This is a genomic window from Microbacterium awajiense, from assembly GCF_039536545.1.
Classification (GTDB): domain Bacteria; phylum Actinomycetota; class Actinomycetes; order Actinomycetales; family Microbacteriaceae; genus Microbacterium; species Microbacterium awajiense.
In genome coordinates this window covers 1-24,356 of the sequence record NZ_BAAAYU010000001.1, presented here as the reverse complement: position 1 = coordinate 24,356, position 24,356 = coordinate 1, and the positions used below count along the sequence as shown (strand labels likewise).

The 24,356-nt window shown below is 70.3% G+C and carries 22 protein-coding genes; 3 read left to right on the top strand and 19 right to left on the bottom strand.

Annotation, left to right across the window (positions count from 1 at the left end; genetic code table 11):
- Positions 1-16 precede the first annotated feature (16 nt).
- From ABD663_RS00110 to ABD663_RS00095, 4 genes are all read right to left on the bottom strand, one after another.
- Positions 17-1,495 carry an aspartate ammonia-lyase gene (locus tag ABD663_RS00110; protein ID WP_344735781.1) on the bottom strand — a complete coding sequence of 493 codons (1,479 nt, stop codon included), beginning with the start codon at positions 1,493-1,495 and terminating at the stop codon, positions 17-19.
- A 120-nt stretch (positions 1,496-1,615) separates the two neighbouring features.
- Positions 1,616-2,524, bottom strand: coding sequence for a phosphodiesterase (locus tag ABD663_RS00105; RefSeq protein WP_344735780.1), 909 nt, complete (start codon positions 2,522-2,524; stop codon positions 1,616-1,618).
- A 26-nt stretch (positions 2,525-2,550) separates the two neighbouring features.
- On the bottom strand, positions 2,551-2,883 hold the full coding sequence (locus ABD663_RS00100; RefSeq protein ID WP_344735778.1) for a peptidase: 333 nt from the start codon (positions 2,881-2,883) through the stop codon (positions 2,551-2,553).
- Complete coding sequence (locus tag ABD663_RS00095) at positions 2,880-4,088, bottom strand: inorganic phosphate transporter (protein ID WP_344735777.1); 1,209 nt, start codon at positions 4,086-4,088, stop codon at positions 2,880-2,882. The genes ABD663_RS00100 and ABD663_RS00095 overlap by 4 nt, the downstream gene beginning before the upstream one ends.
- 177 nt (positions 4,089-4,265) lie before the next feature.
- On the opposite strand from ABD663_RS00095, the gene ABD663_RS00090 reads away from it, so the two are divergent.
- Complete coding sequence (locus ABD663_RS00090; protein WP_344735776.1) at positions 4,266-6,389, top strand: S9 family peptidase; 2,124 nt, start codon at positions 4,266-4,268, stop codon at positions 6,387-6,389.
- Between the two features lie 54 nt (positions 6,390-6,443).
- Here the strand turns inward: ABD663_RS00090 and ABD663_RS00085 are convergent, their stop codons facing one another.
- From ABD663_RS00085 to coaBC, 5 genes are all read right to left on the bottom strand, one after another.
- The gene (locus tag ABD663_RS00085) at positions 6,444-7,472 is read right to left on the bottom strand and encodes a 6-phosphofructokinase (protein ID WP_344735775.1); all 1,029 of its coding nucleotides are present in this window, start codon (positions 7,470-7,472) and stop codon (positions 6,444-6,446) included.
- A 122-nt stretch (positions 7,473-7,594) separates the two neighbouring features.
- A complete protein-coding gene (locus ABD663_RS00080) occupies positions 7,595-9,742 on the bottom strand; it encodes a DEAD/DEAH box helicase (protein ID WP_344735774.1) in 2,148 nt (715 codons plus the stop codon).
- 191 nt (positions 9,743-9,933) lie between these two features.
- Positions 9,934-10,578, bottom strand: coding sequence for a hypothetical protein (locus tag ABD663_RS00075; protein WP_344735773.1), 645 nt, complete (start codon positions 10,576-10,578; stop codon positions 9,934-9,936).
- Positions 10,579-10,608: 30 nt separating this feature from the next.
- Positions 10,609-11,508 carry a glycerophosphodiester phosphodiesterase gene (locus ABD663_RS00070; RefSeq protein WP_344735772.1) on the bottom strand — a complete coding sequence of 300 codons (900 nt, stop codon included), beginning with the start codon at positions 11,506-11,508 and terminating at the stop codon, positions 10,609-10,611.
- 88 nt (positions 11,509-11,596) lie between these two features.
- Positions 11,597-12,820: a bifunctional phosphopantothenoylcysteine decarboxylase/phosphopantothenate--cysteine ligase CoaBC gene (gene coaBC / locus ABD663_RS00065; RefSeq protein ID WP_344735771.1), complete on the bottom strand. Its 1,224-nt coding sequence runs from the start codon at positions 12,818-12,820 to the stop codon at positions 11,597-11,599.
- Positions 12,821-12,863: 43 nt separating this feature from the next.
- Between coaBC and ABD663_RS00060 the strand changes: the two genes are divergently transcribed.
- Positions 12,864-13,634, top strand: a complete 771-nt coding sequence (locus ABD663_RS00060) for an NRDE family protein (protein WP_344735770.1) — start codon at positions 12,864-12,866, stop codon at positions 13,632-13,634.
- Here the strand turns inward: ABD663_RS00060 and ABD663_RS00055 are convergent.
- From ABD663_RS00055 to ABD663_RS00020, 8 genes are all read right to left on the bottom strand, one after another.
- Positions 13,591-14,454, bottom strand: coding sequence for an aldehyde dehydrogenase family protein (locus tag ABD663_RS00055; protein ID WP_344735769.1), 864 nt, complete (start codon positions 14,452-14,454; stop codon positions 13,591-13,593). The genes ABD663_RS00060 and ABD663_RS00055 overlap by 44 nt on opposite strands.
- A complete protein-coding gene (locus tag ABD663_RS00050) occupies positions 14,451-15,893 on the bottom strand; it encodes an aldehyde dehydrogenase family protein (protein WP_344735768.1) in 1,443 nt (480 codons plus the stop codon). Before ABD663_RS00050 ends, ABD663_RS00055 begins: the two co-directional genes overlap by 4 nt.
- Positions 15,894-15,952: 59 nt before the next feature.
- Positions 15,953-16,960, bottom strand: coding sequence for a deoxyribose-phosphate aldolase (gene deoC / locus ABD663_RS00045; protein WP_344735767.1), 1,008 nt, complete (start codon positions 16,958-16,960; stop codon positions 15,953-15,955).
- Between the two features lie 145 nt (positions 16,961-17,105).
- Complete coding sequence (locus tag ABD663_RS00040; RefSeq protein WP_344735766.1) at positions 17,106-18,065, bottom strand: bifunctional riboflavin kinase/FAD synthetase; 960 nt, start codon at positions 18,063-18,065, stop codon at positions 17,106-17,108.
- Positions 18,062-18,505, bottom strand: a complete 444-nt coding sequence (locus ABD663_RS00035) for a hypothetical protein (RefSeq protein ID WP_344735765.1) — start codon at positions 18,503-18,505, stop codon at positions 18,062-18,064. Before ABD663_RS00035 ends, ABD663_RS00040 begins: the two co-directional genes overlap by 4 nt.
- Positions 18,506-18,537: 32 nt before the next feature.
- The gene (locus tag ABD663_RS00030; protein ID WP_344735764.1) at positions 18,538-18,906 is read right to left on the bottom strand and encodes a hypothetical protein; all 369 of its coding nucleotides are present in this window, start codon (positions 18,904-18,906) and stop codon (positions 18,538-18,540) included.
- Positions 18,903-19,802, bottom strand: a complete 900-nt coding sequence (gene truB / locus ABD663_RS00025; RefSeq protein WP_344735762.1) for a tRNA pseudouridine(55) synthase TruB — start codon at positions 19,800-19,802, stop codon at positions 18,903-18,905. Before truB ends, ABD663_RS00030 begins: the two co-directional genes overlap by 4 nt.
- A complete protein-coding gene (locus ABD663_RS00020; RefSeq protein ID WP_344735761.1) occupies positions 19,799-20,482 on the bottom strand; it encodes a nucleoside/nucleotide kinase family protein in 684 nt (227 codons plus the stop codon). The genes truB and ABD663_RS00020 overlap by 4 nt, the downstream gene beginning before the upstream one ends.
- 37 nt (positions 20,483-20,519) lie before the next feature.
- Between ABD663_RS00020 and ABD663_RS00015 the strand changes: the two genes are divergently transcribed.
- Positions 20,520-21,386, top strand: a complete 867-nt coding sequence (locus ABD663_RS00015; RefSeq protein WP_344735759.1) for an HhH-GPD family protein — start codon at positions 20,520-20,522, stop codon at positions 21,384-21,386.
- Between the two features lie 14 nt (positions 21,387-21,400).
- Here the strand turns inward: ABD663_RS00015 and rbfA are convergent, their stop codons facing one another.
- Positions 21,401-21,832 carry a 30S ribosome-binding factor RbfA gene (gene rbfA / locus ABD663_RS00010; RefSeq protein ID WP_344735758.1) on the bottom strand — a complete coding sequence of 144 codons (432 nt, stop codon included), beginning with the start codon at positions 21,830-21,832 and terminating at the stop codon, positions 21,401-21,403.
- Between the two features lie 56 nt (positions 21,833-21,888).
- Positions 21,889-24,356, bottom strand: a 2,468-nt coding sequence (gene infB / locus ABD663_RS00005; RefSeq protein WP_344735757.1) for a translation initiation factor IF-2, incomplete at its 5' end; no start/stop codon positions are given.

Sequence of the window (24,356 nt, the reverse complement as noted above, 5' to 3'; positions counted from 1 at the left end):
GACCGCAATCACCAGTTCAAAGCAGATCGTCCGTCGCGGGGATGACGTTCTCGGCGGCCTGCACGACAGGGATCGCCGCCGTGATCGCCTCGAGTCCCGACAGGCGGGCCGGTGACAGCTGCTTGGCGACCTCCTCCGGCGACATCAGGTCGGCCTCGATGACGAGATCGGCGACGTTCCGGCCGGTGAGCAGCGCCGTCTTTGCGAGGGCCGCCGACGCGGCGTAGCCGATGAACGGCGTGAGGGCCGTCACCACCCCGACCGACGACCCGACCATCGCGCCCAGTCGCTCGCGATTGGCGGTGATGCCGTCGACGCAGTTGATGCGCAGCGTGTGCATCGCACGGCGCATCCAGGTGATCGACTGGAAGATCGAGTGCGCGATCACCGGTTCGAAGGCGTTGAGCTGCAGCTGCCCGCCCTCGACGGCCATCGTCACCGTCAGATCGGCGCCCGCGACGGCGAACGCGACCTGGTTGACGACCTCGGGGATCACGGGGTTGACCTTGCCCGGCATGATGCTCGAGCCGGCCTGGCGCGCGGGCAGGTTGATCTCGCCGAAGCCTGCCTGCGGGCCGGAGGACAGCAGACGCAGATCGTTGCAGATCTTCGAGAGCTTGATCGCGTTGCGTTTGAGCGATGCCGAGAACGACATGAACGCACCGGTGTCGCTCGTCGACTCGACCAGGTCGGTGGCCAGGTCGAGATCGAGCCCGGTGATCTCGCGCAGATGGGCGAGCACCGCCGTGCCGTAGCCCGGGTGCGTCGTGATGCCGGTGCCGATCGCCGTCGCACCCATGTTGACCTCGTACAGCAGGTACGCGTTCTCGGTGAGCCGCTGGTGATCCTGCCCGAGGGTGGTCGCGAATCCGTGGAACTCCTGGCCGAGGGTCATCGGCACGGCGTCCTGCAACTGGGTGCGCCCCACCTTGAGCACATCGTGGAACTCGACGGCCTTCGCGAGGAACGACTGGCGCAGCAGCTCCAACTCGTCCAGCAGCGTCAACAGGTCGAGACTGAGTCCGACCTTGATGGCCGTCGGATAGACGTCGTTGGTCGACTGGCTGCGGTTGGTGTGGTCGATCGGCGAGAGGAACGCATAGTCGCCCTTCTCGCGACCGGCGAGCTCGAGCGCGATGTTGGTGATCACCTCGTTCGCGTTCATGTTGGTCGAGGTGCCGGCGCCGCCCTGGATCACGCCGACGATGAACTGGTCGTGATACTGCCCGTCGATCACCAGCTGCGCCGCGCGATCGATGAGGTCGGCCTTCTCGGCGTCGAGCGCGCCGATCTGCCTGTTGGCGCGCGCGGACGCCTGCTTGACCATCGCGAGCCCCCGCACGAGGTCCTTGTACACCGAGATCGGTCGTTTCGAGATCGGAAAGTTCTCGAGCGCGCGGGCGGTGTGGATGCCCCAGTACGCGTCGGCGGGAATCTCCAGGGAGCCGAGCGAGTCGGTCTCGGTGCGGGTACGGGTCATCGCGTCCAGTGACATCTTGTCCAGTCCTTGTGGGTCACAGCGGTGTGAGGGACCCCCTCAGGCTACTCCCGCCACCCCGATGGGATCCTGTACACGGAGGCGGTTCGAGCGGCGTCGACTGTACGAGGTGGAGGTTCACGCGCGCTTGCGCGAGAACGCCTGCAGGCGGTCCTCCGGCGAGAGCTGCGCCATCCGCGCCACCCACTCCGCCGAGAAGTAGTCGCCCGTCGGAGCGTCCACGACCGGCACGACCGCGTGCGTGATCGTGCTGTCGTAGATGTGGACAAGGTGGAAGGACTGACCGGCGTCGAAGCCGTTCACCTCGAGCGCCGGGCGGCCGAGGTTCATGCCGTAGCAGGTGGATGAGGCGACCGACACCGGCACGCCGGCGAACGTCGCGCTCGTCGAGTAGTGGAGGTGGCCCGCAAGGATCGCCCGCACGTCGCTGCCTCCGATCACGCGGGCGAGCCGGGTCTGATCGCGCAGCTCGAGGATGTCGAACAGGGGTAGCGGCGACGGGATCGGCGGATGGTGCAGCGCCAGGATCGTGCCCAGCGGCGCCGGCTCGCGCAGCTGTTCGCCCAGCCACTCCAGCTGCCGGTCCGACAGGTCGCCGTGGTGCCACCCCGGCACGGTGGTGTCGAGGGCGATGAGCCGCAGCCCGCCGAGGTCGTGCACGGCGTCCAGCGGCTCGTCGGTCGCCTCGATGCCGAGGAGGTGCTCTCGCATCGCCGGGCGCTCATCGTGATTGCCGGCCACCCACACGATCGGCGCTCCGATCGCCTCGGCGACGGGCTCGACGAGCTCTTGCAGCCGTCGATAAGCCTCCGGCTCGCCCAGGTCGGTGAGGTCGCCCGTGAACACGAGCGCGTCCGGGCGCGGCTGCATCCGCTCGATGAGCCGCAGCGTCGTCGCGAGGTGCTCCTCGGTGTCGATGCCCGGCCCGTGCAGCGCTCCCCCTGCGAGCAGGTGCGTGTCGCTCAGGTGCAGGATCGTGCGCAGCGCCGGCGCGTACTGTCCGAATTGCACGGATGCCTCGACCATGCCCTCCACATTAGGCGCGTGGTCGGTCAGTGGTTGAAGACGATCAGCAGGATGCCGCCGAGCACGGCCGCGGCGCACACGGTGAAGCATCCGCACGCCGCGACGAACGCGAGTCGCTTCTGCGTCTCGGTGAGCGGGCTCTTGCGCGCCGCCTTCGCCGCGGCCTTCTCTGCGCGTCGCGCCTCGCGGGCGGAGATCACGGTGATCGCATCGGTGAACTCCGCCGGCGCGACGACCGGCGCACGGCCGGCCCGCACCAGCAGTCGCAGGCCCAGCGCGTACGACGTCACGACGACGACCGCGGCGATCATGGCGGCGGCGAACACCTGCAGGAACGCGATCCAATCCACGGTGATCATCGGCGCTCGTCCTCCGTCCGTTCGGACCGTCGCTGCCGGCGGGTGGGCGGCGGGTTCCGCGTCACCTTGACGGCGCGAACCGAGTCGGCGACCTCGCTCATCGCGTTGGACGCGTTCACCTGATTGCGACGCGACCGCAGGAACACGCTGAGGATGATCGCGACGGCGAGCACGGCGTCGATCGCGATCCCCCACCCGCCGAGCCACACCACGATCAGGGCCGCGAACGCGCCGACACCGCCTGCGGCCGGCAGCGTGAGGATCCAACCGACCATGATGCGGCCCGCCGTGCGCCAGCGCACCTGCGAGCCGCGTCGTCCGAGTCCCGAGCCGATGACCGACCCCGAAGCGACCTGCGTGGTCGACAGGGCGAAGCCGAGGGCGCTCGACGCGAGGATGGTCGATGCGGTGGATGCCTCGGCGGAGAAGCCCTGTGCGGGCTTGACGTCGGTGAGCCCCTTGCCGAGCGTGCGGATGATGCGCCACCCGCCCATGTAGGTGCCGAGGGCGATCGTGATCGCACACGCGAAGATGACCCACGTCTGCGGCTCGGGGCTGGTCTGCCACCCCACCGTGATCAGCAGCAGCGTGATGACACCCATCGTCTTCTGTGCGTCGTTGGTGCCGTGGGCGAGCGCGACCAGCGACGATGTGAAGATCTGCCCCCACCGGAATCCGTCGCGACCATCGGGCTTGCGGTCGTAGCGCCGCGTCATCAGGTAGGCGAGCTTGGTCGCGGTGTAGGCGATGACGCCCGCTGTCACGGGTGCGATCACCGCGGGGAGCACCACTTTCGACACGACGATGCTGAAGTCGATGGCCGCCGCGCCGGCACCGACGAGCGTCGCACCGATGAGACCCCCGAAGAGGGCATGCGACGACGACGACGGGAGTCCCATCAGCCACGTCAGCATGTTCCACGTGATCGCGCCGATGAGCCCCGCGAAGATGATCGCCGGGAAGATCGCCGCCGACAGCTCGTCCTCGCGGATCATGCCTCCCGAGATGGTCTTGGCCACCTCGGTCGACAGGAGGGCGCCGATCAGGTTCAGCACCGCCGCGAGCAGCACGGCGACCTTGGGTTTGAGCGCACCGGTCGCGATGGGCGTCGCCATCGCGTTCGCGGTGTCGTGGAAGCCGTTGGTGAAGTCGAAGAAGAGGGCCAGCGCGATCACCAGCACGGCGATGAGGACTGCGGTTTCCACCGTTCGCTTTCGGATGGGGGATGTGACGGGTGTCGACGCGGTCGACGTGACGAACGAACAGTTCACCGGGTGTTCAGGAGCCGGCAACCGGCCAGAAGGATCCTCGCACCGCACCCACCCGCGGTCAACTGCAGGTCCGACCGCGATTCGCTGCATCCGACGACTAGCGTGGACTCCGTGACCCTCCAGGACGCTCCCGCACCGCTCCCCGCCCCGATCGCCGACGCGCGCCCGTCGACGCGAAGCCACCATGGCGACGACGTCGAGGACCGCTACGAGTGGTTCCGCGCGAAGGAGGATGCGGCGGTGGTCGCGCATCTCGAGGCCGAGAACGCGTACACGGCCGAGCGCACCGCGCACCTCGAAGGACTGCGCGGCCGTATCTTCGACGAGATCAAGGGTCGCACCCAGGAGACCGACCTGTCGGTGCCGACCCGTCGCGGGCAGTGGTGGTACTACGGCCGCACGGTCGAGGGCGAGCAGTACGGCATCCAGTGCCGTGCGCCGATCTCGTCGCCCGACGACTGGACGCCGCCCGTTCTCGCCCCCGACGTCGAGGTACCCGGCGAGCAGGTGCTGCTCGACGGCAACGTCGAGGCCGAAGGCCACGAGTTCTTCTCGCTGGGCAGTTTCGAGGTCACCGCCGACGGCAGCCGGCTGCTGTACGGCGTCGACGTCGCGGGCGACGAGCGCTACACCGTGCGCGTGCGCGACCTGGTCACCGGCGAGCAGCTGCCCGACGAGATCCCCGGCACCTTCGCCGGGGCCACGTTCTCGCCCGACGGCCGCTTCATCGTCTACACGACCGTCGACGACGCCTGGCGCCCCGACACCGTCTGGCTGCACGAACTGGGCACCTCCGTCGCCGACGACGTCACCCTGTTCCACGAGCCCGACGAACGGTACTGGGTCGGCGCCGGGTTCACCCGCAGCGACCGGTACCTCATGATCGAAGCGGGATCCTCGATCACCTCGGAGCAGCTCATCGTCGACGCGACCGACCTGCGGGCGCAGCCACGCGTGATCTGGCCGCGCACCGAGGGCGTCGAGTACGATGCGACCCACGCGATCGTCGACGGCGAGGACGTGCTCTACATCGTCCACAACGACGGCGCGCTCGACTTCGAGATGGTGCGGGTGACGGCATCCGACCCCACCGGTGAGCGCACCGTCGTCATCCCGCACCGCCCCGGCCAGCGGCTGCTCGGCATGTCGGCGTTCCGCGACTGGGGAGTCGTCGCGTACCGCCGCGAGGGTCTCGCGCGGATCGGGATGCTCGACTACCGCACCGGCGGCGTCTCGGAGATCGGATTCGACGAGCCCCTGTACGCTGCCGGCCCCGGCGGCAACCCCGAGTGGGCCCCGCCCGTGCTGCGGATCGGGTACGTCTCGTTCGTGACCCCGAGCACCGTCTACGACTTCGACGTCGCGACCCGAGAGCTGCTGCTGCGCAAGCGCCAGCCGGTGCTCGGCGGATACGACGCCGAGGACTACGCGCAAGCGCGCGTATGGGCACCCGCGCAGGACGGCAGCAGCATCCCGATCTCGCTCGTGTGGAAGCGATCGTTCGGCGACGCCGGCGAACAGCCCCGACCGCTGCACCTGTACGGCTACGGCTCGTACGAGCACTCCATCGAGCCGGGCTTCTCGGTCGCCCGGCTGTCCGAGCTCGACCGAGGCGTCGTCTTCGCGGTTGCGCACGTGCGCGGCGGCGGCGAGATGGGCCGCCAGTGGTACGAGAACGGCAAGCTGCTGCGCAAGCGCAACACGTTCACCGACTTCGTCGACTGCGGCCGGTACCTCGTCGATGAGGGGTACACGACACCCGACCGCATGGTGGCCGAGGGTGGCAGCGCCGGTGGCCTGTTGATGGGCGCTGTCACCAACCTCGCTCCCGAGCTGTTCGCCGGCGTGCTCGCGGTGGTGCCGTTCGTCGACGCGCTCACCACGATCCTCGACCCCTCGCTGCCGCTGACGGTCATCGAGTGGGACGAGTGGGGCGACCCGCTGCACAACGCCGAGGTGTACGCATACATGAAGTCGTACTCGCCGTATGAGAACGTCCGCACCGACACCCCCTACCCGCGGATCCTCGCCGTCACGTCACTCAACGACACGCGTGTGCTCTACGTCGAACCCGCAAAATGGGTCGCGCGCCTGCGCGAGGTCGGCGCAGACGCCCTCCTCAAGTGCGAGATGGTCGCCGGCCACGGCGGTGTGAGCGGCCGCTACAACGCCTGGAAGGAGCGCGCGTTCGAGCTGGCCTGGCTGCTCGACGTGCTGGGGCTCGCCGACGACTGAGACAACGGATGCCACGACTCGGACACGCGGCGAACGCGCGGGGCGGCGGATGCCTCAGCCGAAGAGCGCGGCGGCTTCGTCGTAGCGGTAGCGGGGCACCGTGTTGAGCTCGCCCAGCGCCTCGGCGAAGGGCACGCGCACGATGTCGGTGCCGCGGAGCGCGACCATCTGCCCCCAGGCTTCGTCGACGAGGGCGTCCGCCGCATGCAGGCCGAGGCGCGTCGCGAGCACGCGGTCGAAACCCGACGGCGAGCCGCCTCGCTGGATGTGTCCCAGCACCGTGGCGCGGGTCTCGACCCCGGTGCGCCGCTCGATCTCGGGCGCGAGCACCTCGCTGATGCCTCCGAGGCGGGGGCGGTTGAATGCGTCGAGGCCTTTGTCGCTGTAAGCCTCATCCATCCCGCTCAGGGTGAAGCCCTCGGACACGACGACCAGGGGCGCGCGACCACGGTCGTGGGCGCTGGCGACCTGGTCGCAGATCTCGTCGATCGACAGCGGCACCTCGGGGATGCAGATCACGTGTGCACCGGCGGCGATGCCCGCGTGCAGGGCGATCCAGCCGACGTGGCGTCCCATGACCTCGGCGACCATGCAGCGCTGGTGCGAATCGCCGGTCGTACGCAGACGATCCATCGCATCGGTCGCGATGTTGACGGCGGTGTCGAATCCGAACGAGTAGTCGGTCGCTCGCAGGTCGTTGTCGATCGTCTTGGGCACGCCCATGACGTTGATGCCGTCACGGGAGAGCCGGTCGGCCGCGGCGAGCGTCCCTTCGCCCCCGATCGCGACGATGCCGTCGATCCGGTGGCCGTAGAGCGTCTTGGCGATGTTCTCGGCGCCGCCGCGCGGCCCCTCGTAGGGGTTGGTCCGGCTCGTGCCGAGGATGGTGCCGCCGACCTTCGACAGCCCCTTCACCTCGTGGCGGGTGAGGGGGAAGAAATCGGCGTCGACCACGCCGCGCCAGCCGTCGCGGATGCCGACGAACTCGAGATCGTGCACGGTGGTGCCCTTGAGCACCACGCCGCGGATGACCGCGTTGAGTCCGGGGCAATCGCCCCCGCTGGTCAGGATGCCGATCTTCATGTGCCGTCCTTGGGTCGGGTGTACGCGAAGCGGCTGCGCTGCCTCATCTGACCCTAGCGCCGGATGCCGCGGCCCTGCCACCTGGCCGACGGGCGCGCCGGCGGCACGCACCGCAACGGCGGTCAGCCCTCGCCGATGGACTGCCGCAGCAGGTGCATGAGAGCCGACAGCTGCACGGAATCGCTCGACTGCGGGTCGACGGCCTCGCCGTCGAGCGCGCGCTGGGCGAGTCCCTGCTTGGAGTCGATGAGCTCTGCGATCTTCGTGTCGATCGTGTGAGCGGCGATGATGCGCCACGCGGTGACCGGCTCGTCCTGCCCGATCCGGTGCACGCGGTCGATCGCCTGCGTCTGCTCGGCCGCCGTCCACGACAGCTCGGCGAGCACGACGTTCGAGGCGGCCTGCATGTTGAGGCCCACACCGGCTGCGGTCAGCGAGCACACCGCGATCCCCACACCGGGATCGTTGTTGAACAGGTCGATCGCCTCCTGACGCGCCGGAGTGGTCTGATCCCCGCGGATCGACACGGTGCGCAGGCCGGATGCCGCGAAGTGGGCCTCGGCGGCGTCCATGACATCGATGTGCTTCGCGAAGAACACGACCTTGCCGACCGAACGCTGCAGTTGGGCTGCGTAGTCGGCCGCGAGCAGCGCCTTGGCCTGACCGATGCGACGCACCATGGTGAAGACGTTCTCGGAGCCGTTGCCGGCGGCCTTGGACTCGTCGAGCTCGTTCTGCGCGACCAGACGCACGATGTCGCCGTCGATCTCGCCGGGCGCGAGTCCGCGGTCTCCGCGCGCGTCGATGATGCGGCGGTAGCGTGCGGCCAGCCGTTCGCCGAGCTCGCGCTCGGCCTGGCGGATCGATCGGCCGAACTCATCGTCGAGCTCGACGGGAAGGTCGGCGATCAGCTTGTCGGGCAGGTCGGCGGCGACGTCCTTCTTCTTGCGCCGCACGATGCCGAGGTCGATCACGGCCTCTCGCGCCTCGGGGTAGAACGCCTTGTCGGCGGGGGTGAGGCCGGTCGCGTCGAGGCGGGCCATGAGCTCGGGACCGGGCTTCTCGCCGTTGGTCCAGCCCAGGAACCGCCAGATCGCGTCGAAGTCCTCGACGTCGTTGATCAGCGGCGTTCCGGTGAGCGCGAGCAGGAGCGGGTCGCGCACCTGCTCCCGGATGCGCGATCCGAGCGCGAGCACATTCTGCGACCGCTGCGAGCCGAGGTTCTTGATGAAGTGCGCCTCGTCGACGACCATGCCCTTCAGACCGATCGAGCTCAGCCAGGACAGGTGGCGGTCGAGGATCTCGTAATTGACGATGAACACGTCGGCGAACGCATCGACGTCTTCACCGTCGCCCGAGATCACCGTCGCGCGGCGCTGCGGCGTCCACCGGCTGACCTCGCGGGCCCAGTTCATCTTGACGACGTTGGGAACGACCGCCAGCAGCGGATAGGCGTCGGCGACGGACGCCGCCAGCACCGACTCCGCCGTCTTGCCGAGCCCCGGTTCATCGGCCAGCAGGAACGTGCGGTGTCCGGCGCGCACGGCCTCGAGGAACCGGGACTGGTGCGGCATGACCTCGAGGCCTTTGGGCGACAGACGGTCGAACTCGGGGACGGGCGGCAGCTCCATCGTCGCCGAGCCGCCGCCGGCACCGGTCTCGAACGCCTTGTAGAGCGGGCCCATGAGCTCCCAGCCGTCGAGGCGGCGGCGCGGGGTGTCCTTCGGCGCGCGCATCGCGAGATCCGGCGCGAGGAACGGATTGGCCTCGCGTCGGGCGACCACCTGGGGCGGCGTCACCTGACGCTCGGCCAGCGCAGCCGGCACCACGGGTGCCGAGACGGGCGCGTTGTCGGTGATGATGAGCTCATCGGGGGGGAGCTCCGCACCCGATTCGAGCAGCCAGTCCCGCCGCATCCGTCGCGCGACCGGCGACGTCGCCTGATCGGCCTCGAGGAGCTGGATGAGCGACGTGTCGCGCGCCGCGGTCTTGGCGAGGATGGTGGCCACGCCGTCGAGGCGCTTGAGCAGTTCGGCCCGCGCGCTGTCGGCGATCGCGGTGTCGGCCTTGACCCGCGCGCGCTCCTCGCGCACGAGGAAGGCGATCACCTGGAACTTGACGCGGTTGGTCGGCCCCAGCTTTCCGCGCTGGGCCTTGGCCTCGACCTCGCGCACCTTCCGGGCGAGGATCGGGATGATCGGGGCCTCGTCGTCACGACGTGCGGACGAGGTGTTCCTGCGCCGCGATGCGGCGGGTGCCGTGGTCGGCATGCTCCTCCTGAGCGTACGAGCCGATTCGTTCCGAGAACGACCGGCGGGGTGCTGCTCCCGCGGGCGGCTGGGGTGCCGTCACGAACGCGGGACGAGTGCGGCGCCGCTCCCCTGCCGCTGGCACTCGCTTCAGCGAGCCGCGACGACGGGCGCGGACATCCGCGCACCCATCCTAGCGGCATCCGAGCCGATCAGCCCCAAAGGGTCGCCACGATGTCCTCGGTGTACCCCTCGACCTCGGCGTTCAGATAGGTCGTCGCGACCCAGCCGCCGTCACCGACGAAGTGCGACTCGCCGCTGACGTACTCGAGGTCGTCCTGTGTGATCCCGCGCTGCTCGATGACGCACAGCACGCCCCCGGCATGCTCGGCGCAGCCGAAGCCGTTGGCACGCAGATCGGCCTCGACGGCTGCGGCCTGCGCGCTGTCGACCTCGGTTATCGTCGTCGCGATGCCGTACTCGCTGGGCCCACCCCACGTGCAGCGCAGGCTCGGGATCCCGCTGTCGAGCAGCTCGAGCAGCGCGGGCTGCTGCGTCGAGAACATCGTGATGCCGGGGTCGTTCAGCGGAGCGACGGCCGTCTCGAGCTCGGCGAACATCGGCGCCGAGTACGCGAGCTCGCATGCGCTCGGCAACGCGAACGCGTCGGGCCGCATGGTCTCGACCGGCGACGGCGTCACTCCGGTCGGCAGCGGTGTCGCCGTCGAGGTGCGAGCGCCCGACGCGGACGGCGCGGGCTCGGGCCGGCAGGCGGATGCCGCGAGTGCGACGGAGCCCGCCAGCGCGAGGGCGACCCCCGCGCGCAGCAGGGGGCGGAGGGAGGGCGGTGCGGCCATGGAGAACCCTTCGAGGTGTCTTCCGCGACCCTAACCCCCGTCGGCGACGGCACGCTGCCACTCCGACAGCGTGGCGGGCTCGTCGGTCACGATCCCGTCCACGCCGAGCGCGGTGACCTCGTCCCACTGGGTGTCGCGATTGAGGGTGTACACGACGATGCGCAGATCGGCCCGGCGCACGTCGTCGACGATCTCCGGCCGATCCAGCACGGCCTTGCGTGCGACGATGACACCGCGCACATCAGCCTCGACGGCGGCTCGAACCACATCCTCCGGCGGCGACTTCAGGATGAGCAGACGCGACACCTCGTCCGATGCGGCCGCGGCCAGGGCGAGCGTGCCGGCGTCGAAGCTCGCCACCACGACGCGATGCTCGAGGGTCCGGGCATGCACGGCGTCGAGCGCCTGGGTCGCGGCCGCGGCGTCCCACTCCCCCTTGAGTTCGACGACCGCACGGCCCGTCGAGTGCGCGAGGAGGTCGAGGAATTCGTCGAACGTCGGAACGGGCGTGCCGGCGAACGCGGGGTCGAACCACGAGCCCGCGTCCAGTGCGCGCACCTGCGCGAGGGTGAGCGCGTCGAGCCGACCGTGCCCGTCGGTGGTGCGGTCGACGGTGGCATCGTGCATGAGCACGGCATGGCCGTCCGCGGTGACGGCGACGTCGACCTCGACGTAGTCGAATCCCGCAGCCAGAGCCTCCGCGACCGCCGGGAGCGTGTTCTCGGGCGCGGTGGCGGCGCCGCCGCGGTGGCTGGCGATGAAGGCCGCATCGCCGGGGGCCCGCGCATCGCCCAGCAATTCGACCGTTCCCACTCGGGCGGGAGACGCACCCAGGACGGCGATGATGAGGCTGGCGACGGCGAGCACGCACACGATGAGCAGCGCGTGGATCCTCTCGCGCGAACGAGCGGATGCCGCGGAATCGGGCATCGGGCATGTCCTCCGGGTACAGCACCCCGTCCTCGTCGACGGGGTGCGACCACTCTACATCGGCCGTTACCCTTTCGTTACCCTTTCGTTACCCTCCGCCGCGGATGCCGACCACGGCGTCCCACAGCGCGTCGCCGACGACACGCTTCGCGCCCCGCACGTCGCCGACCACCGAGCCGGACCCGTCGAGCAGAACGACCTCGTTCTCGGTGGACTCGAAGCCCTTCGTCCAGCCGACCTCGTTCACGGCGAGCAGGTCCGCCCCCTTGCGCACCGCCTTGCGGCGCCCCCTCTCGAGCAGGGTCTCGCCGTCGACGGGGGTCTCGGCCGCGAAGCCGACGATCGTCTGGCCCTCTCGGCGATCTCGCACCAGACCGGCGAGGATGTCGTCGTTCTCGACCAAGCCGAGCGTGATCGCACCGCCGCGAGCGGCCTCCTTGGTCCGCTTGTGCGACGACACCTCGGCGACCCGGTAGTCGGCGACCGCCGCGGCCATCACGATCACATCGGCACGATCCGCCTCGACGCCGACGGCCGCGCCGAGCTCGGCCGCCGTCTCGACGCGCACGATCCGCACGTTCGCGCGGGCGGACGCCTCGGCCAGCACGGTGTCCTCGATGTGAGCGGCGACGAGAACGACATCGGCGCCGCGATCCGCCGCCGCGGCCGCCACGGCGATCCCCTGTCGACCACTCGAGCGGTTGCCGATGTAGCGCACGGGGTCGATCGGCTCGCGCGTGCCGCCGGCGCTGACCACGACCCGCAGTCCGACCAGGTCGCGCGGGCGGGCGCCGACTGCCGCGAGCGCACCGGCGAGGATGACCTCCGGCTCCGACATGCGTCCCGGCCCGCTGTCGCCGCCGGTCAGCTCGCCGTCGTCCGGGCCGACCACGACGACACCCCGTTCGCGCAGCGTGGCGATGTTGTGCTGCGTCGCCGGGTGACGCCACATCTCGGCGTGCATCGCCGGAGCGACGACGACCGGTGCGGTCGTGGCGAGTAGGGTCGTTCCGAGGAGATCGTCCGCGAGTCCCGCGGTCATCTTCGCCAGGGTGTTCGCCGTCGCGGGCGCCACGATCACGAGGTCGGCCGCCTGGCCGAGTGCGACGTGGCGGACGCGGGCGACGTCATCGTGGACGGAGGTCGTCACCGGGTGGCGGCTGATCGCCTCCCAGGTCGGCAGTCCCACGAAGCGCAGCGCGTCCACCGTGGGCACGACGTGGACGTCGTGCCCGTCCCTCACGAGCCGGCGCACGAGGTGCACCACCTTGTAGGCGGCGATGCCTCCCGTGACTGCGACCACGACGAACACCCTCCGATCTTGGCAGATCGCCCGACCAGAGCAGGAGACGCCGATGTGCACCGTGGTCATCCGGGTTCCCGAGTCCGACGACGAGTCGACGCGTGTGCTCGCGATCCGCGACGAGGATCCGACTCGTCCCTGGAACCCGCTGGGCCGCTGGTGGCCGGAGCCCCATGATGGCGTCATCGGGGTGCGCGATGCGCGCGCGGGCGGAGCATGGCTCGCCGCCCATCCCGAGACCGGGCGACTGGCGGTGCTGCTCAATCGGGCCGATGTCTCGACACGACCGGAGGCGGAGCTCGTCTCGCGCGGGGGGCTCGTGCTCGCATCGGTGACGGGCCGGTCGCCGTCCGCCGATCCGGCCACGCACGGCTTCAACCTGCTCGAGGTCGCGGGCGCGCGCGCTCGCGTTCTGTCGTGGGACGGTGCAGGACTGCGCACCACGGAGCTGGCCCCGGGCACGCACATGATCGCCCACGACGACGTCGACGACCCCGCCACGCCCCGTATCGCGCGGTGGCTCGAGGACTTCCGCGCAGCCCACCCCGAGGGCGGCGAACGATGGTTCGCCCCGTGGACACGCGTGCTCGCGCTCTCTGCCGACCTGCCCCCGACCGACGATCGCGCGATCGTGCGCGACAACCGTCCGCACGGCTACCCGACCCTGTCGCTGCTCGCCTGCGTCGCCTCGGTGTCATCGGACGCGGTCGACGTGCGCTACGGCGAGCTCGCCGGTCCCGGGCAATGGGGGGCCGGGCTCGATCTGGTCCGGCCCGCTGCTACACCATCGACTTCGGATGCCACACGGTCTTGGTCTCGGTGAAGGCCGAGATGCGCCGCAGGCTGGGAGCCGCGGCATCCGGACCCCTCTCGGGCGGCAGCACGCGCGTGAGCGTCTCGGCCGCCGAGATCTGAAGGTCGACCCACTCCAGGTCGCCCGCGCCGACCAGATCGAGCGCGTGGATGTCGGGGTGGGACGCGAGCCACGGTGCGAGCTCGGCGGGAGAACCCGTGAGCACGTTGACCACTCCCCCGGGCACATCGCTGGTCGCCAGCACCTCGGCGAGGCTGATGGCCGACAGCGGGTAGCGCTCGGATGCCACGACGACGACCGTGTTGCCGGTCACCAGCGCCGGTGCGACCGCCGACACCAGACCCACCAGGGCCGTGTCCTGCGGCGCGATCACCCCGACGACGCCGGTGGGCTCGGGCACCGTGATGTTGAAGAACGGCCCGGCGACCGGATTGCCGTTTCCCGCGACCTGGGCGAACTTGTCGCACCAGCCCGCGTACCAGACCCAGCGGTCGATGGCCTCGTCGACCTCGTCGCCGGCGGTCGCCGCGCTCGCGCCCGTCATCGCCTGGATCTCTGCGACGAACTGGGCGCGACGGCCCTCGAGCACCTCGGCGACGCGATACAGCACCTGCCCGCGGTTGTACGCGGTCGCGCCCGACCAGGGCTTCACGGCGCCGTGTGCGGCGCCCACGGCATCGCGCAGGTCCTTGCGGGAGGCGAGCGCGGCGTTGGCGAGGAACCCGCCGTCCGGACCGACGACCTCATACGAGCGCCCTGATTCGCTGCGGGGGAAGGCGCCCTTGATGTAGAGCTTGTAGGTCTTGGGCACCGACAGTCGCTTGCTCATGCGGCATCCCCTTTCAGGTACGCGGCCAGGCCGTGCCGACCGCCCTCGCGGCCGTACCCGGACTCCTTGTAGCCGCCGAACGGGCTCGACGGATCGAACTTGTTGAACGTGTTGGCCCAGACCACGCCGGCGCGCAGCCGGTCGGCGACCGCGAGGATACGCGAGCCCTTCTCGGTCCAGATTCCCGCAGACAGTCCGTAGGGCGTGTTGTTCGCCTTCTCGATCGCCTCGGACGGTGTGCGGAACGTGAGCACCGAGAGCACCGGTCCGAAGATCTCGTCACGCGCGATGCGGTGGCTCGCCTGCACATTCGTGAAGACGGTCGGTGCGAACCAGAACCCCTTGTCGGGGATGGCGCAGTCGGATGTCCAGCGCTCGGCCCCTTCCTCTTCGCCGATGTCGCTGAGGGTTCGGACGCGGTCGAGCTGCTCACGCGAATTGATCGCGCCGATGTCCGTGTTCTTGTCGAGCGGGTCACCGAGACGCAGGGTCGACAGACGCGCCTTCAGCCGATCGACGACCTCGTCGTGGATCGACTCCTGCACGAGCAGACGACTGCCCGCGCAGCACACCTGGCCCTGGTTGAAGAAGATGCCGTTGACGATGCCGTTGACGGCCTGCTCGATCGGGGCGTCCTCGAACACGATGTTCGCCGCCTTGCCACCGAGCTCCAGGGTGACCCGCTTCTCGGTGCCGGCGACCGACTTCGCGATCCGGCGCCCGACCGCGGTCGATCCGGTGAAGGCGACCTTGTCGACGTCGGGATGCCCCACGACGGCGGCGCCGGTGGCGCCCGCGCCGGTCACGATGTTGACGACGCCCGGCGGCAGATCGGCCTGCTGCAGGATCTCGGCGAACAGCAAGGCAGACAGCGGAGTGGTCTCGGCGGGCTTGAGCACCACGGTGTTCCCGGCGGCGAGGGCGGGTGCGACCTTCCACGCGAGCATCAGCAACGGGAAGTTCCAAGGGATCACCTGACCGGCCACACCCAGCGGCTTCGGGCTCGCTCCGAGCCCCGCGTACTCGAGCTTGTCGGCCCAGCCGGCGTGGTAGAAGAACCACGCGGCGACGAGAGGGATGTCGACGTCGCGGCTCTCCTTGATGGGCTTGCCGTTGTCGAGGCTCTCGGCGACGGCGAGTTCGCGCGCGCGCTCCTGGATGAGCCGCGCGATGCGGAACAGGTACTTGCCGCGGTCGCGGCCGCTCATCTTCGACCACACCTTCGCGTAGGCGCGGCGCGCAGCGGTGACGGCGGCGTCGACGTCGTCCTCGCTCGCTGCGACAACCGTCGCGATGTGCGACTCGTCGGCGGGCGAGATCGTCGCGAACGTGTCTCCGGTGCCCCGCCGGAACTCGCCGTCGATGAACAGGCCGTACTCGTCGCGCAGATTCAGCACCGCCCGCGACTCGGGGGCGGGTGCGTATTCGAGGAATGTCATGTGTTGCTCCTTCGGGGTTCGGGCATGCCCGGCCGGCGGGCTGCTCGATCGCCGGATGATCAGTCGATCGTGAGGTAGTCGGCGCCGGTGTAGTGCCCCGTGCGCAGCTTCTGCCTCTGACGCAGCACGTCGTTGAGCAGGCTCGAGGCGCCATAGCGGAACAGATGCGGCTGCAGCCACTCCTCGCCGACGGTCTCGGCGACCGTCACGAGGTATTTGATCGCGTCCTTCGATGTGCGGATGCCGCCGGCCGGCTTGACGCCGATCTTCTCGCCGGTCGCGCGGTGCCAGTCGCGCACGACCTCGAGCATGAGCAGCGTCACCGGCAGCGTCGCGGCCGGCTGCACCTTTCCGGTCGAGGTCTTGATGAAGTCGCCGCCGGCGAGGATCGCCAGCCACGACGCCCGCTTGACGTTGTCGTAGGTGGTGAGCTCGCCGGTCTCGAGGATCACCTTCAGCGACGCATACGAGCCGTCGCCACGGCGGCACGCCTCCTTCACACGCGCGATCTGGTCGAAGACGAGGCCGTAGCGGCCCGCGAGGAACGCGCCGCGATCGATCACCATGTCGATCTCGTCCGCCCCGTTCGCGACGGCCTCCGCGGTGTCGGCGAGCTTGATCTCCAGCGACGCACGACCGCTCGGGAACGCCGTCGCGACGGCGGCGACACTCACACCGCCGTCGTCCGGGTCGCCGTGGGCCGAGCCCAGCGCCTCCACGGCGTGGGGCACCATGTCGCCGTACACGCACACGGCCGCGACGCGCGGACACGACGGGTCGGAGGCATCCGGGTTCAGAGCCTTGGCGACGAGCGACCGCACGCGGCCAGGGGTGTCGGCGCCCTCGAGCGTGGTCAAGTCGATCAGCTCGATGATCTTGTCGAGCGCCCACGCCTTCGATGTCGTCTTGATGGACCGGGTGCCGAGATCGGCGGCTCGGGCCTCGAGTCCGACCGCGTCGACTCCGGGCAATCCGTGCAGGTACCGCCGGAGCGTGACGTCGTCGGGCTCGCCGCCGAGCAGTTCGATCGCCCGCTCGGGCAGCGTCTGGATGTCGGTTCGGCTCATCTCGCCTTCCTCACTGGAGCCGCGCTCATGGTGCGGCGTCCTCGCTCGATCGTAGATCCGTGACACGGGAGGGTCTACGGCTCGGGGTCTTCGTGGGCCGACGTCGGCCCGGTCCGGCGGTGGCGCGCACATCGTGCGCCTCGGCTCATGTCAGCGCCTTCCGCACCCGGACGACGTCGTCGCCCATCTGCTCGACGAGCGCCTCGACGCCGCCGAACGCGACCATCCCGCGGATGCGCTCGACGAAGCGCACCTCGACGTGATGACCGTAGAGGTCGAGATCGGTCTCGTCGAGCACGTACGCCTCGACCTGGCGCTGAAGCACGTCGTCGAAGGTCGGATTCGTCCCGACGCTGATCGCGGCCGGGTAGCGGATGCCGGGGCGCAGTCCGTCGGACGACCCCTCGTCGACGAGCCACCCCGCGTACACGCCGTCGGCGGGGATGAGCCCCTCGAGCTCGCTCGAGAGATTGGCCGTCGGATAGCCGAGTTCACGACCCCGCCGCGCGCCGCGCACGACCTCGCCCCACACGGCCGGCGGGCGGCCCAGCAGCCGCGCCGCCCCGGCGACGTCGCCCTCGGCGAGAAGCTCGCGGATCCACGTGGACGACACCCGGCGGCCGGCATCGCGCGCACGCACATCCTCGACCACGTCGACGTCGAAGCCCAGCTCCGCGCCGAGCTCGCGCAGCAGCGCAGGGGTTCCGGCGCCTCCCTTGCCGAAGCGGAAGTCGGCGCCGACCATGACCACGCGCGCGCCCAGGGCGTCGACCAGGATGCCGCGGACGAAGTCCTCGGCCGAGAGGTCGGCCAACGCGCGATCGAATGTGAGCATCAGCGTCGCGTCGACGCCGGTGTCGGCGAGCAGTCGCACCTTCTGGGTCGGCCCGACCAGGCTCTCGGGGCAGATCTCGGGTCGCAGCAGTGACAGCGGATGCCGGTCGAAGGTCACCGCGACGACGCGCGCGCCGATCGCCTCGGCATCCACGCGCGCCCGATCGATGACCGAGCGGTGACCGGAGTGGACGCCGTCGAACTTGCCGATCGCGACCACGGAGGGCCCGAAGCCGGTAGGAACGTCGTCGGGCGAGCGGAACAGGATCACGAGCGCACCGCGGCCGCGAGTCGATGCGTCGCGGCGTGGCGGGGCCGGTGCGCGATCAACCACCACAGGCCGAAGAACGGCAGCACCAGCGGGACGAACAGGTACCCGATGCCGTACCCCGACCACACCGTCTGGTGCGCGAACAGATCGGGCAGCACGATGCTCAATGTGCCGACCACGAGCACGCCGACGAGCTCGAAGCAGATCGCGACCCACGCCACGATGTACCACGCGCGCCGGTCGGAGAAGACGAGCGCCAGCGTCGCCAGCACGTAGACGAGGGCCGCGACCGCCGACAGCGTGTACGCGAGGGGTGCCTCGTCGAATCTCTGGACGATCTGGACGAAGGAGCGACCGGTGGCGGCGAGCGCCATGATCCCGTAGACGATCACGAGCACGCGGCCGATGCCGGTCATGCGGGGGCGGGCAGGCGACGACATGACCTGTCAAGCTTAGACGCGGATGCGGGGCGTCACGCGATCTGCACGGTCCAGATCACCTGCATCCGCCACACCATGACGGCGACGGCGAGGGCCGCCACACCCATGATCACCGTGCTCCAGCGACTGCGCTCGAGCAGGGCCCACAGCACCGCCGCGGGCGGCAGCAGCGCTGCCGACACCAGGTAGACCCAGAACTCGAGGACGCTGCCGGTCGGCGAGTTGCCCACCAGCGGTGCGACGATCGCGACGACGACCTGGGCGAGCAGCAGCAGCTCGACGAGCGCGAGACCGCCGACCGTGAGGTCGGACGGGCGACGTCCGGCCAGCCCGGCGACGATCGCGACGAGCCCCACGAGGACGGCGACCGCCACCTGCGCGATCGAGAACCACAGGATCATCGGGATGCCTCCTCGGGCATGTTCATCGCGCTCTTCACATCCCGCCCCCGGCGCTCGACGATCCCCACCAGCGCGCCTTCGGGATCGACGGCGGCGGCGGGCACGCGGTCGAGCCGGGATGCCGCACCCGCCAGGCGCTTGCCGTGGCGGAGGTCTCGGGCCTCGGCGGCCGAGACGTCCAGTCGCGGGAGCACGGCGGTCGCCGCCTGGGCAGGGGTCAGCGAGCGACCCGAGGCGAGATCGTCGAGGTCTGCGGCATCCGTCACCGCGAACGGACCGATGCGGGTGCGGCGCAGCGCCGTCAGGTGCCCGCCGACGCCCAGCGCGGCCCCGAGGTCGCGCGCGAGAGCGCGGATGTAGGTGCCGCTGGAGCAGTCGATCACGGCGTGCAGATCGACGACGGCGCCATCACGAAGTTCTGCGACCACGTCGAACCGCGACACGGTGACCTCGCGGGCGGCGAGTTCGACCTGCTCCCCCGCGCGGGCGCGATCGTATGCCCGCCGTCCGTCGACCTTGATCGCCGAGTAGGCGCTGGGCACCTGGGCGATCGTGCCGGTGAGCGGCGCGATCGCGGCGTCGATGGCGGCGCGGTCGAGGGTCGCGGCATCCCTCGTCGCCGTGACCTCGCCATCGGCGTCATCGGTGTCGGTCGCCACGCCCAGCCGGATCGTCGCCTGATAGGTCTTGTCGAGGCCGACGATGAACGTCAGCAGTCGCGTTGCTCCCTCGACGCCGAGCACCAGGAGTCCGGTCGCCATCGGATCGAGGGTGCCGGCGTGGCCGATCTTGCGCGTGCCGAGCGCACGGCGGGCCCGCGCCACGACGTCGTGCGAAGTGATCCCGGCGGGTTTGTCGACGAGCACGATTCCCGGCACCGGGCGCGCGTCGGTCATGCGCGCCCCTCCACGATGACGGGATGGGCCGCGTCGCTGTTGTCGACGACCATGGTCGCCCGCGCACGCGGCGAGGCTTCGCCCAGGTACAGCTGCTGGCCGAGACGGTAGCGCGCGTTCGCTGCGGCATCCGGGTCGGGATCGCTGCCGTCGCGCTCAGCCATGCGCGCGTACGCGATCTCGACCGGCACGTCGAGCCACAGCGACCAGTCCCACAGGTCTCGCAGTTCGGGTCGGTGCAGGAAGATCCCGTCGACGATCAGCACCGCGTCGATCGGCGCCGATACCCACTCCGACTCGACCGGGGCGTCGCGGACGACGTCGAATGCGGCCAGCTGGAAGCCGGTCGTCCCCGCGGTCTGTGCGCCGTCTCGAAACGGATCGATCAGCACGCGGCGGAAGGTCGCGTAGTCGTACGAGTCGCGGTAGAAGCCCTCGGGGTCGCGGCGACCCCGCGCGTAGCGCTCGACGCGCGGACGGTGGAAGCCGTCGATGGATGCCTGGAACGCGGCCACGCCGTCCTCCGCGAACACCTGCACGAGGCCGCGGGCGAACGTCGACTTGCCCGCACCGTCCAAGCCGTCGACGGCGACGATGGTGCGTCCACGCGGATACCGGCGCTGCACCGCATCCCGGATCCGACGCCACACCGTCGAGATGGGGGTGACGGGCAGGCGCATGCTCCCAGCGTACGGTGCGCGGCTTAGGCTGAACCGCATGCCCGACCTCGCGACGCCGCTCGTCGCGTGGTACCGAGCGAACGCGCGCGATCTGCCCTGGCGGCATCCCGGCTTCAGCGCGTGGGGCACGCTCGTCAGCGAGTTCATGCTGCAGCAGACCCCGGTGAACCGTGTGATCCCCCACCTCGAGGCATGGCTCGCACGCTGGCCGACGCCCACCGCGCTCGCGGCCGATCCACCCGCAGAGGCGGTGCGCCAATGGGCCAACCTGGGGTATCCGCGGCGTGCCCTGTGGCTGCACCGGGCCGCGGTCGAGATCCGCGACCGGCACGGCGGGGCGGTGCCGCGCGACGTGGACGATCTGCTCGCGCTCACAGGTATCGGCGACTACACAGCGCGTGCGGTGGCGGTGTTCGCCTACGGCGAGCGGCATCCGGTCGTCGACACCAATACGCGGCGCGTCCTTGCGCGCGCGGTGGACGGTCGCGCTCATCCGTCCGCGCCCTCGAGGAGAGACCTCGTCGACATGGCGGCGCTGCTTCCCGAGGATGCCGCCGACGCGGCCGAGTTCGACGCAGCCGCAATGGAGCTGGGGGCGACGGTGTGCACCGCGCGGGCTCCGTCGTGCGAGGCGTGCCCGATCGCGCGGCAGTGCGCATGGCGCGCGGCCGGCTACCCCGACACCGGCGACACCCGCCGGCGGCAGGCGCGCTACGAGGGAAGCGACCGGCAGGCGCGCGGCGTGGTGCTCAAGCAGCTGAGGGATGCCGCAGCCCACGCGATCGCCGCCGACCGCGTCGCCGCCGACTGGCCGGATCCGCAGCAGCGCGATCGCGCGATCGACTCTCTGGTCGCGGACGGCCTCATCGAGGCCGCCGACGGGCTGCTGCGGTTGCCCGGCTAGCGCCGGACCCGCCGTCAGTCCTCGTCGGACTCGCGCGGCTTCACGTACGGGTCTGCGTCGCCCGCGAACGCGGCGGACGAGGCGATGCCGGCCACCTGCTCGTCGCGCTCGCGCGCCTCGCGCAGAAGATCCTCGATGTGGCCGGCGTTGTCGGGCAGCGCATCGGGGATGAACTCGAGCGTCGGGGTGAGGCGCACGCCGAGCTGACGCCCGACCTCGCTGCGCAGCATCCCGGTCGCCGACTTCAGCGCCTCACCCGAGGCGACGCGCTCCTCCTCGCTGCCGAGAACCGTGTAGAACACGGACGCGTGCTGCAGGTCGCCGGTCACGCGCACGTCGGTGATCGTGACGAACCCGAGGCGCGGGTCGCGCAGACCCTTTTCGAGCCGCTCCGCGATGAGCACGCGGATGCGATCTGCCATCCGTGCCTGACGTTCTGAAGACATGTGTGACTCCTAGTGCTCGTGAGGGGCGCCCGAAGGTCGCCCCTCACGTGGTGGGATCAGCCGCGCGGCTTCTCGACCATCTCGGTCGTCTCGATCTCGTCGCCGATCTGGATGTCGTTGTACTTGCCCAGACCGATACCGCACTCGAAGTCGGTCTTGACCTCGGTGACGTCGTCCTTGAACCGACGCAGCGACTCGATCGCCAGTCCGTCGGCGATGACGACGCCGTCGCGGATGATGCGCGCCTTCGCGTTGCGCGTGATGGTGCCCGACCGCACGATACAACCCGCGATGTTGCCGAACTTCGAGGAGCGGAACACCTCGCGGATCTCGGCGACACCCGACTGCACCTCTTCGAACTCCGGCTTGAGCAGGCCCTGAAGCGACTGCTCGACGTCGTCGATCGCGTTGTAGATGACCGAGTAGAACCGGATGTCGACGCCCTCACGCGAGGCGCGCTCGCGCGCCTTCGCGTCGGGGCGCACGTTGAACCCGATCACGATCGCGTTGTCGATCGTCGCGAGGTTCACATCCGACTCGGTCACCGCACCGACGCCGCGGTGGATGATGCGCAGCTGCACCGACTCGTCGACCTCGATCTTCAGCAGCGACTCTTCCAGCGCCTCGACGGCACCGGACACGTCGCCCTTGATGATGAGGTTGAGCGACTCGACCTTGCCCTCCTCGAGGGCACGGGTGAAGTCCTCGAGCGAGATGCGCTTGCGGGCCTTGGCCAGCTGTGCGTTGCGCTCGGCGGCCTCGCGCTTCTCGGCGATCTGGCGGGCCGTGCGGTCTTCCTCGGTGACGATGAACACGTCGCCCGCGCGCGGAACCGAGTTGAGTCCCTGCACCTGCACCGGACGCGAGGGGGCGGCCTCGTCGACCGCCTCGCCGTTCTCGTCGATCATCGCGCGCACGCGGCCGTAGGCCGTGCCGGCGACGATCGCATCGCCCACGCGCAGCGTGCCCGACTGGATCAGCACCGTCGCCACCGAACCGCGGCCCTTGTCGAGCTTCGCCTCGATCGCGACACCGCGTGCGTCGCGGTTGGGGTTCGCGCGCAGATCGAGTCCGGCGTCCGCGGTCAGCAGCACGGCGTCCAGAAGCTCCTGGATGCCGGTGCTCTGCGCCGCGGACACGTCCACGAACATGACCTCGCCGCCGTACTCCTCGGCGACCAGTCCGTACTCGGTGAGCTGCTGGCGCACGCGACCGGGGTTGGCGTCGGGCTTGTCGACCTTGTTGACGGCCACCACGATCGGCACGTCCGCCGCCTGCGCGTGGTTCAGCGCCTCCACCGTCTGCGGCATGATGCCGTCATCGGCGGCGACGACGAGGATCGCGATGTCGGTCACCTGCGCGCCTCGGGCGCGCATGGCGGTGAACGCCTCGTGACCCGGAGTGTCGATGAAGGTGATGGCCCGCTCGATCTCCTCGTGCTCGGTCCACACCTGGTAGGCGCCGATGTGCTGGGTGATGCCGCCGGCCTCGCCCGCGACCACGTTGGTCTGACGGATCGCATCGAGCAGTCGCGTCTTACCGTGGTCGACGTGGCCCATGACGGTGACCACCGGAGGACGGATCTCGAGGTCCTCCTCGTCCTCCTCGTCGGCCTCCTTCTCGAGGTCGAGACCGAAGCCCTCGAGGAGCTCGCGATCCTCGTCCTCGGGCGAGACCATCTGGATCTTGTAGCCGAGCTCGTCGCCGAGCACCTCGAACGTGGCCTCGTCGAGCGACTCGGTGGCCGTCGCCATCTCGCCCAGGTTGAAGAGGATGGTCACGAGGGTGCCGGGCTGCACGGTATAGCCGCGGATCGCCTCGAGCTTGTCTGCGAAGTCGGAGATCGACGCACCGCGACGCAGTCGGATCGTCTCGCCGTTGCCCTTCTGGACGTTGACGCCGCCGACCTGCGGGGCATCCCGCATCTCGAATTCCTGGCGCTTCGCCCGACGCGACTTGCGCTGCTTCGACTTGCCGCCGCCCTTGCCGAATGCGCCGGCGGTGCCGCCGCCGGGTCCGCGACCACGACCGCCGCCGCCGCCGGGACGACCGGCGAAACCGCCACCGGGACGACCGGCGAAGCCGCCGCCACCGCCGGGGCGACCCGCGCCGCCGCCGCCACCACCTGGACGCTGCTGGAACGGCGCGCCCGGACGACCGCCGCCACCCGGACGACCGCCGCCGCCCTGACGCGGAGCGCCGGGACGCGGCGAGCCGGGACGGGGAGCCTGCGGACGGGGGATGTTGCCAGGGGTGGGCCGCTGACCCATGCCCTGCTGCGTCGCGAACGGGTTGTTGCCCGGACGCGGACCGGCCGGACGCTTGCCCATGCCCTGCTGCGTCGCGAACGGGTTGTTGCCCGGACGCGGACCGGGGGCGGGCGCCGACGGCGTGGCGGGGCCCGGCGTGGCGCCGGGCTTCGCGGGCGCCGCCGGAGCAGCCGAAGGGGTCTCGGGCTTCGCCGCGGGCGCCTCGGCCGGCTTCGCCGCGGGCGCCTCGGCGGGCGTCGCAGGCTCGGCCGGCG

Excerpts from the sequence above, each read along its gene's own strand:
- rbfA (WP_344735758.1), bottom strand. The coding sequence starts at position 21,832 with ATGTCTTCAGAACGTCAGGCACGGATGGCAGATCGCATCCGCGTGCTC.
- ABD663_RS00075 (WP_344735773.1), bottom strand. The coding sequence starts at position 10,578 with ATGGCCGCACCGCCCTCCCTCCGCCCCCTGCTGCGCGCGGGGGTCGCC.
- truB (WP_344735762.1), bottom strand. The coding sequence starts at position 19,802 with ATGACCGACGCGCGCCCGGTGCCGGGAATCGTGCTCGTCGACAAACCC.
- ABD663_RS00020 (WP_344735761.1), bottom strand. The coding sequence starts at position 20,482 with ATGCGCCTGCCCGTCACCCCCATCTCGACGGTGTGGCGTCGGATCCGG.
- ABD663_RS00070 (WP_344735772.1), bottom strand. The coding sequence starts at position 11,508 with ATGCCCGATTCCGCGGCATCCGCTCGTTCGCGCGAGAGGATCCACGCG.
- ABD663_RS00105 (WP_344735780.1), bottom strand. The coding sequence starts at position 2,524 with ATGGTCGAGGCATCCGTGCAATTCGGACAGTACGCGCCGGCGCTGCGC.
- ABD663_RS00080 (WP_344735774.1), bottom strand. The coding sequence starts at position 9,742 with ATGCCGACCACGGCACCCGCCGCATCGCGGCGCAGGAACACCTCGTCC.
- ABD663_RS00015 (WP_344735759.1), top strand. The coding sequence starts at position 20,520 with ATGCCCGACCTCGCGACGCCGCTCGTCGCGTGGTACCGAGCGAACGCG.
- ABD663_RS00060 (WP_344735770.1), top strand. The coding sequence starts at position 12,864 with ATGTGCACCGTGGTCATCCGGGTTCCCGAGTCCGACGACGAGTCGACG.
- ABD663_RS00085 (WP_344735775.1), bottom strand. The coding sequence starts at position 7,472 with ATGAAGATCGGCATCCTGACCAGCGGGGGCGATTGCCCCGGACTCAAC.
- ABD663_RS00030 (WP_344735764.1), bottom strand. The coding sequence starts at position 18,906 with ATGATCCTGTGGTTCTCGATCGCGCAGGTGGCGGTCGCCGTCCTCGTG.
- ABD663_RS00050 (WP_344735768.1), bottom strand. The coding sequence starts at position 15,893 with ATGACATTCCTCGAATACGCACCCGCCCCCGAGTCGCGGGCGGTGCTG.
- ABD663_RS00110 (WP_344735781.1), bottom strand. The coding sequence starts at position 1,495 with ATGTCACTGGACGCGATGACCCGTACCCGCACCGAGACCGACTCGCTC.
- ABD663_RS00055 (WP_344735769.1), bottom strand. The coding sequence starts at position 14,454 with ATGAGCAAGCGACTGTCGGTGCCCAAGACCTACAAGCTCTACATCAAG.
- deoC (WP_344735767.1), bottom strand. The coding sequence starts at position 16,960 with ATGAGCCGAACCGACATCCAGACGCTGCCCGAGCGGGCGATCGAACTG.
- ABD663_RS00035 (WP_344735765.1), bottom strand. The coding sequence starts at position 18,505 with ATGTCGTCGCCTGCCCGCCCCCGCATGACCGGCATCGGCCGCGTGCTC.
- ABD663_RS00100 (WP_344735778.1), bottom strand. The coding sequence starts at position 2,883 with ATGATCACCGTGGATTGGATCGCGTTCCTGCAGGTGTTCGCCGCCGCC.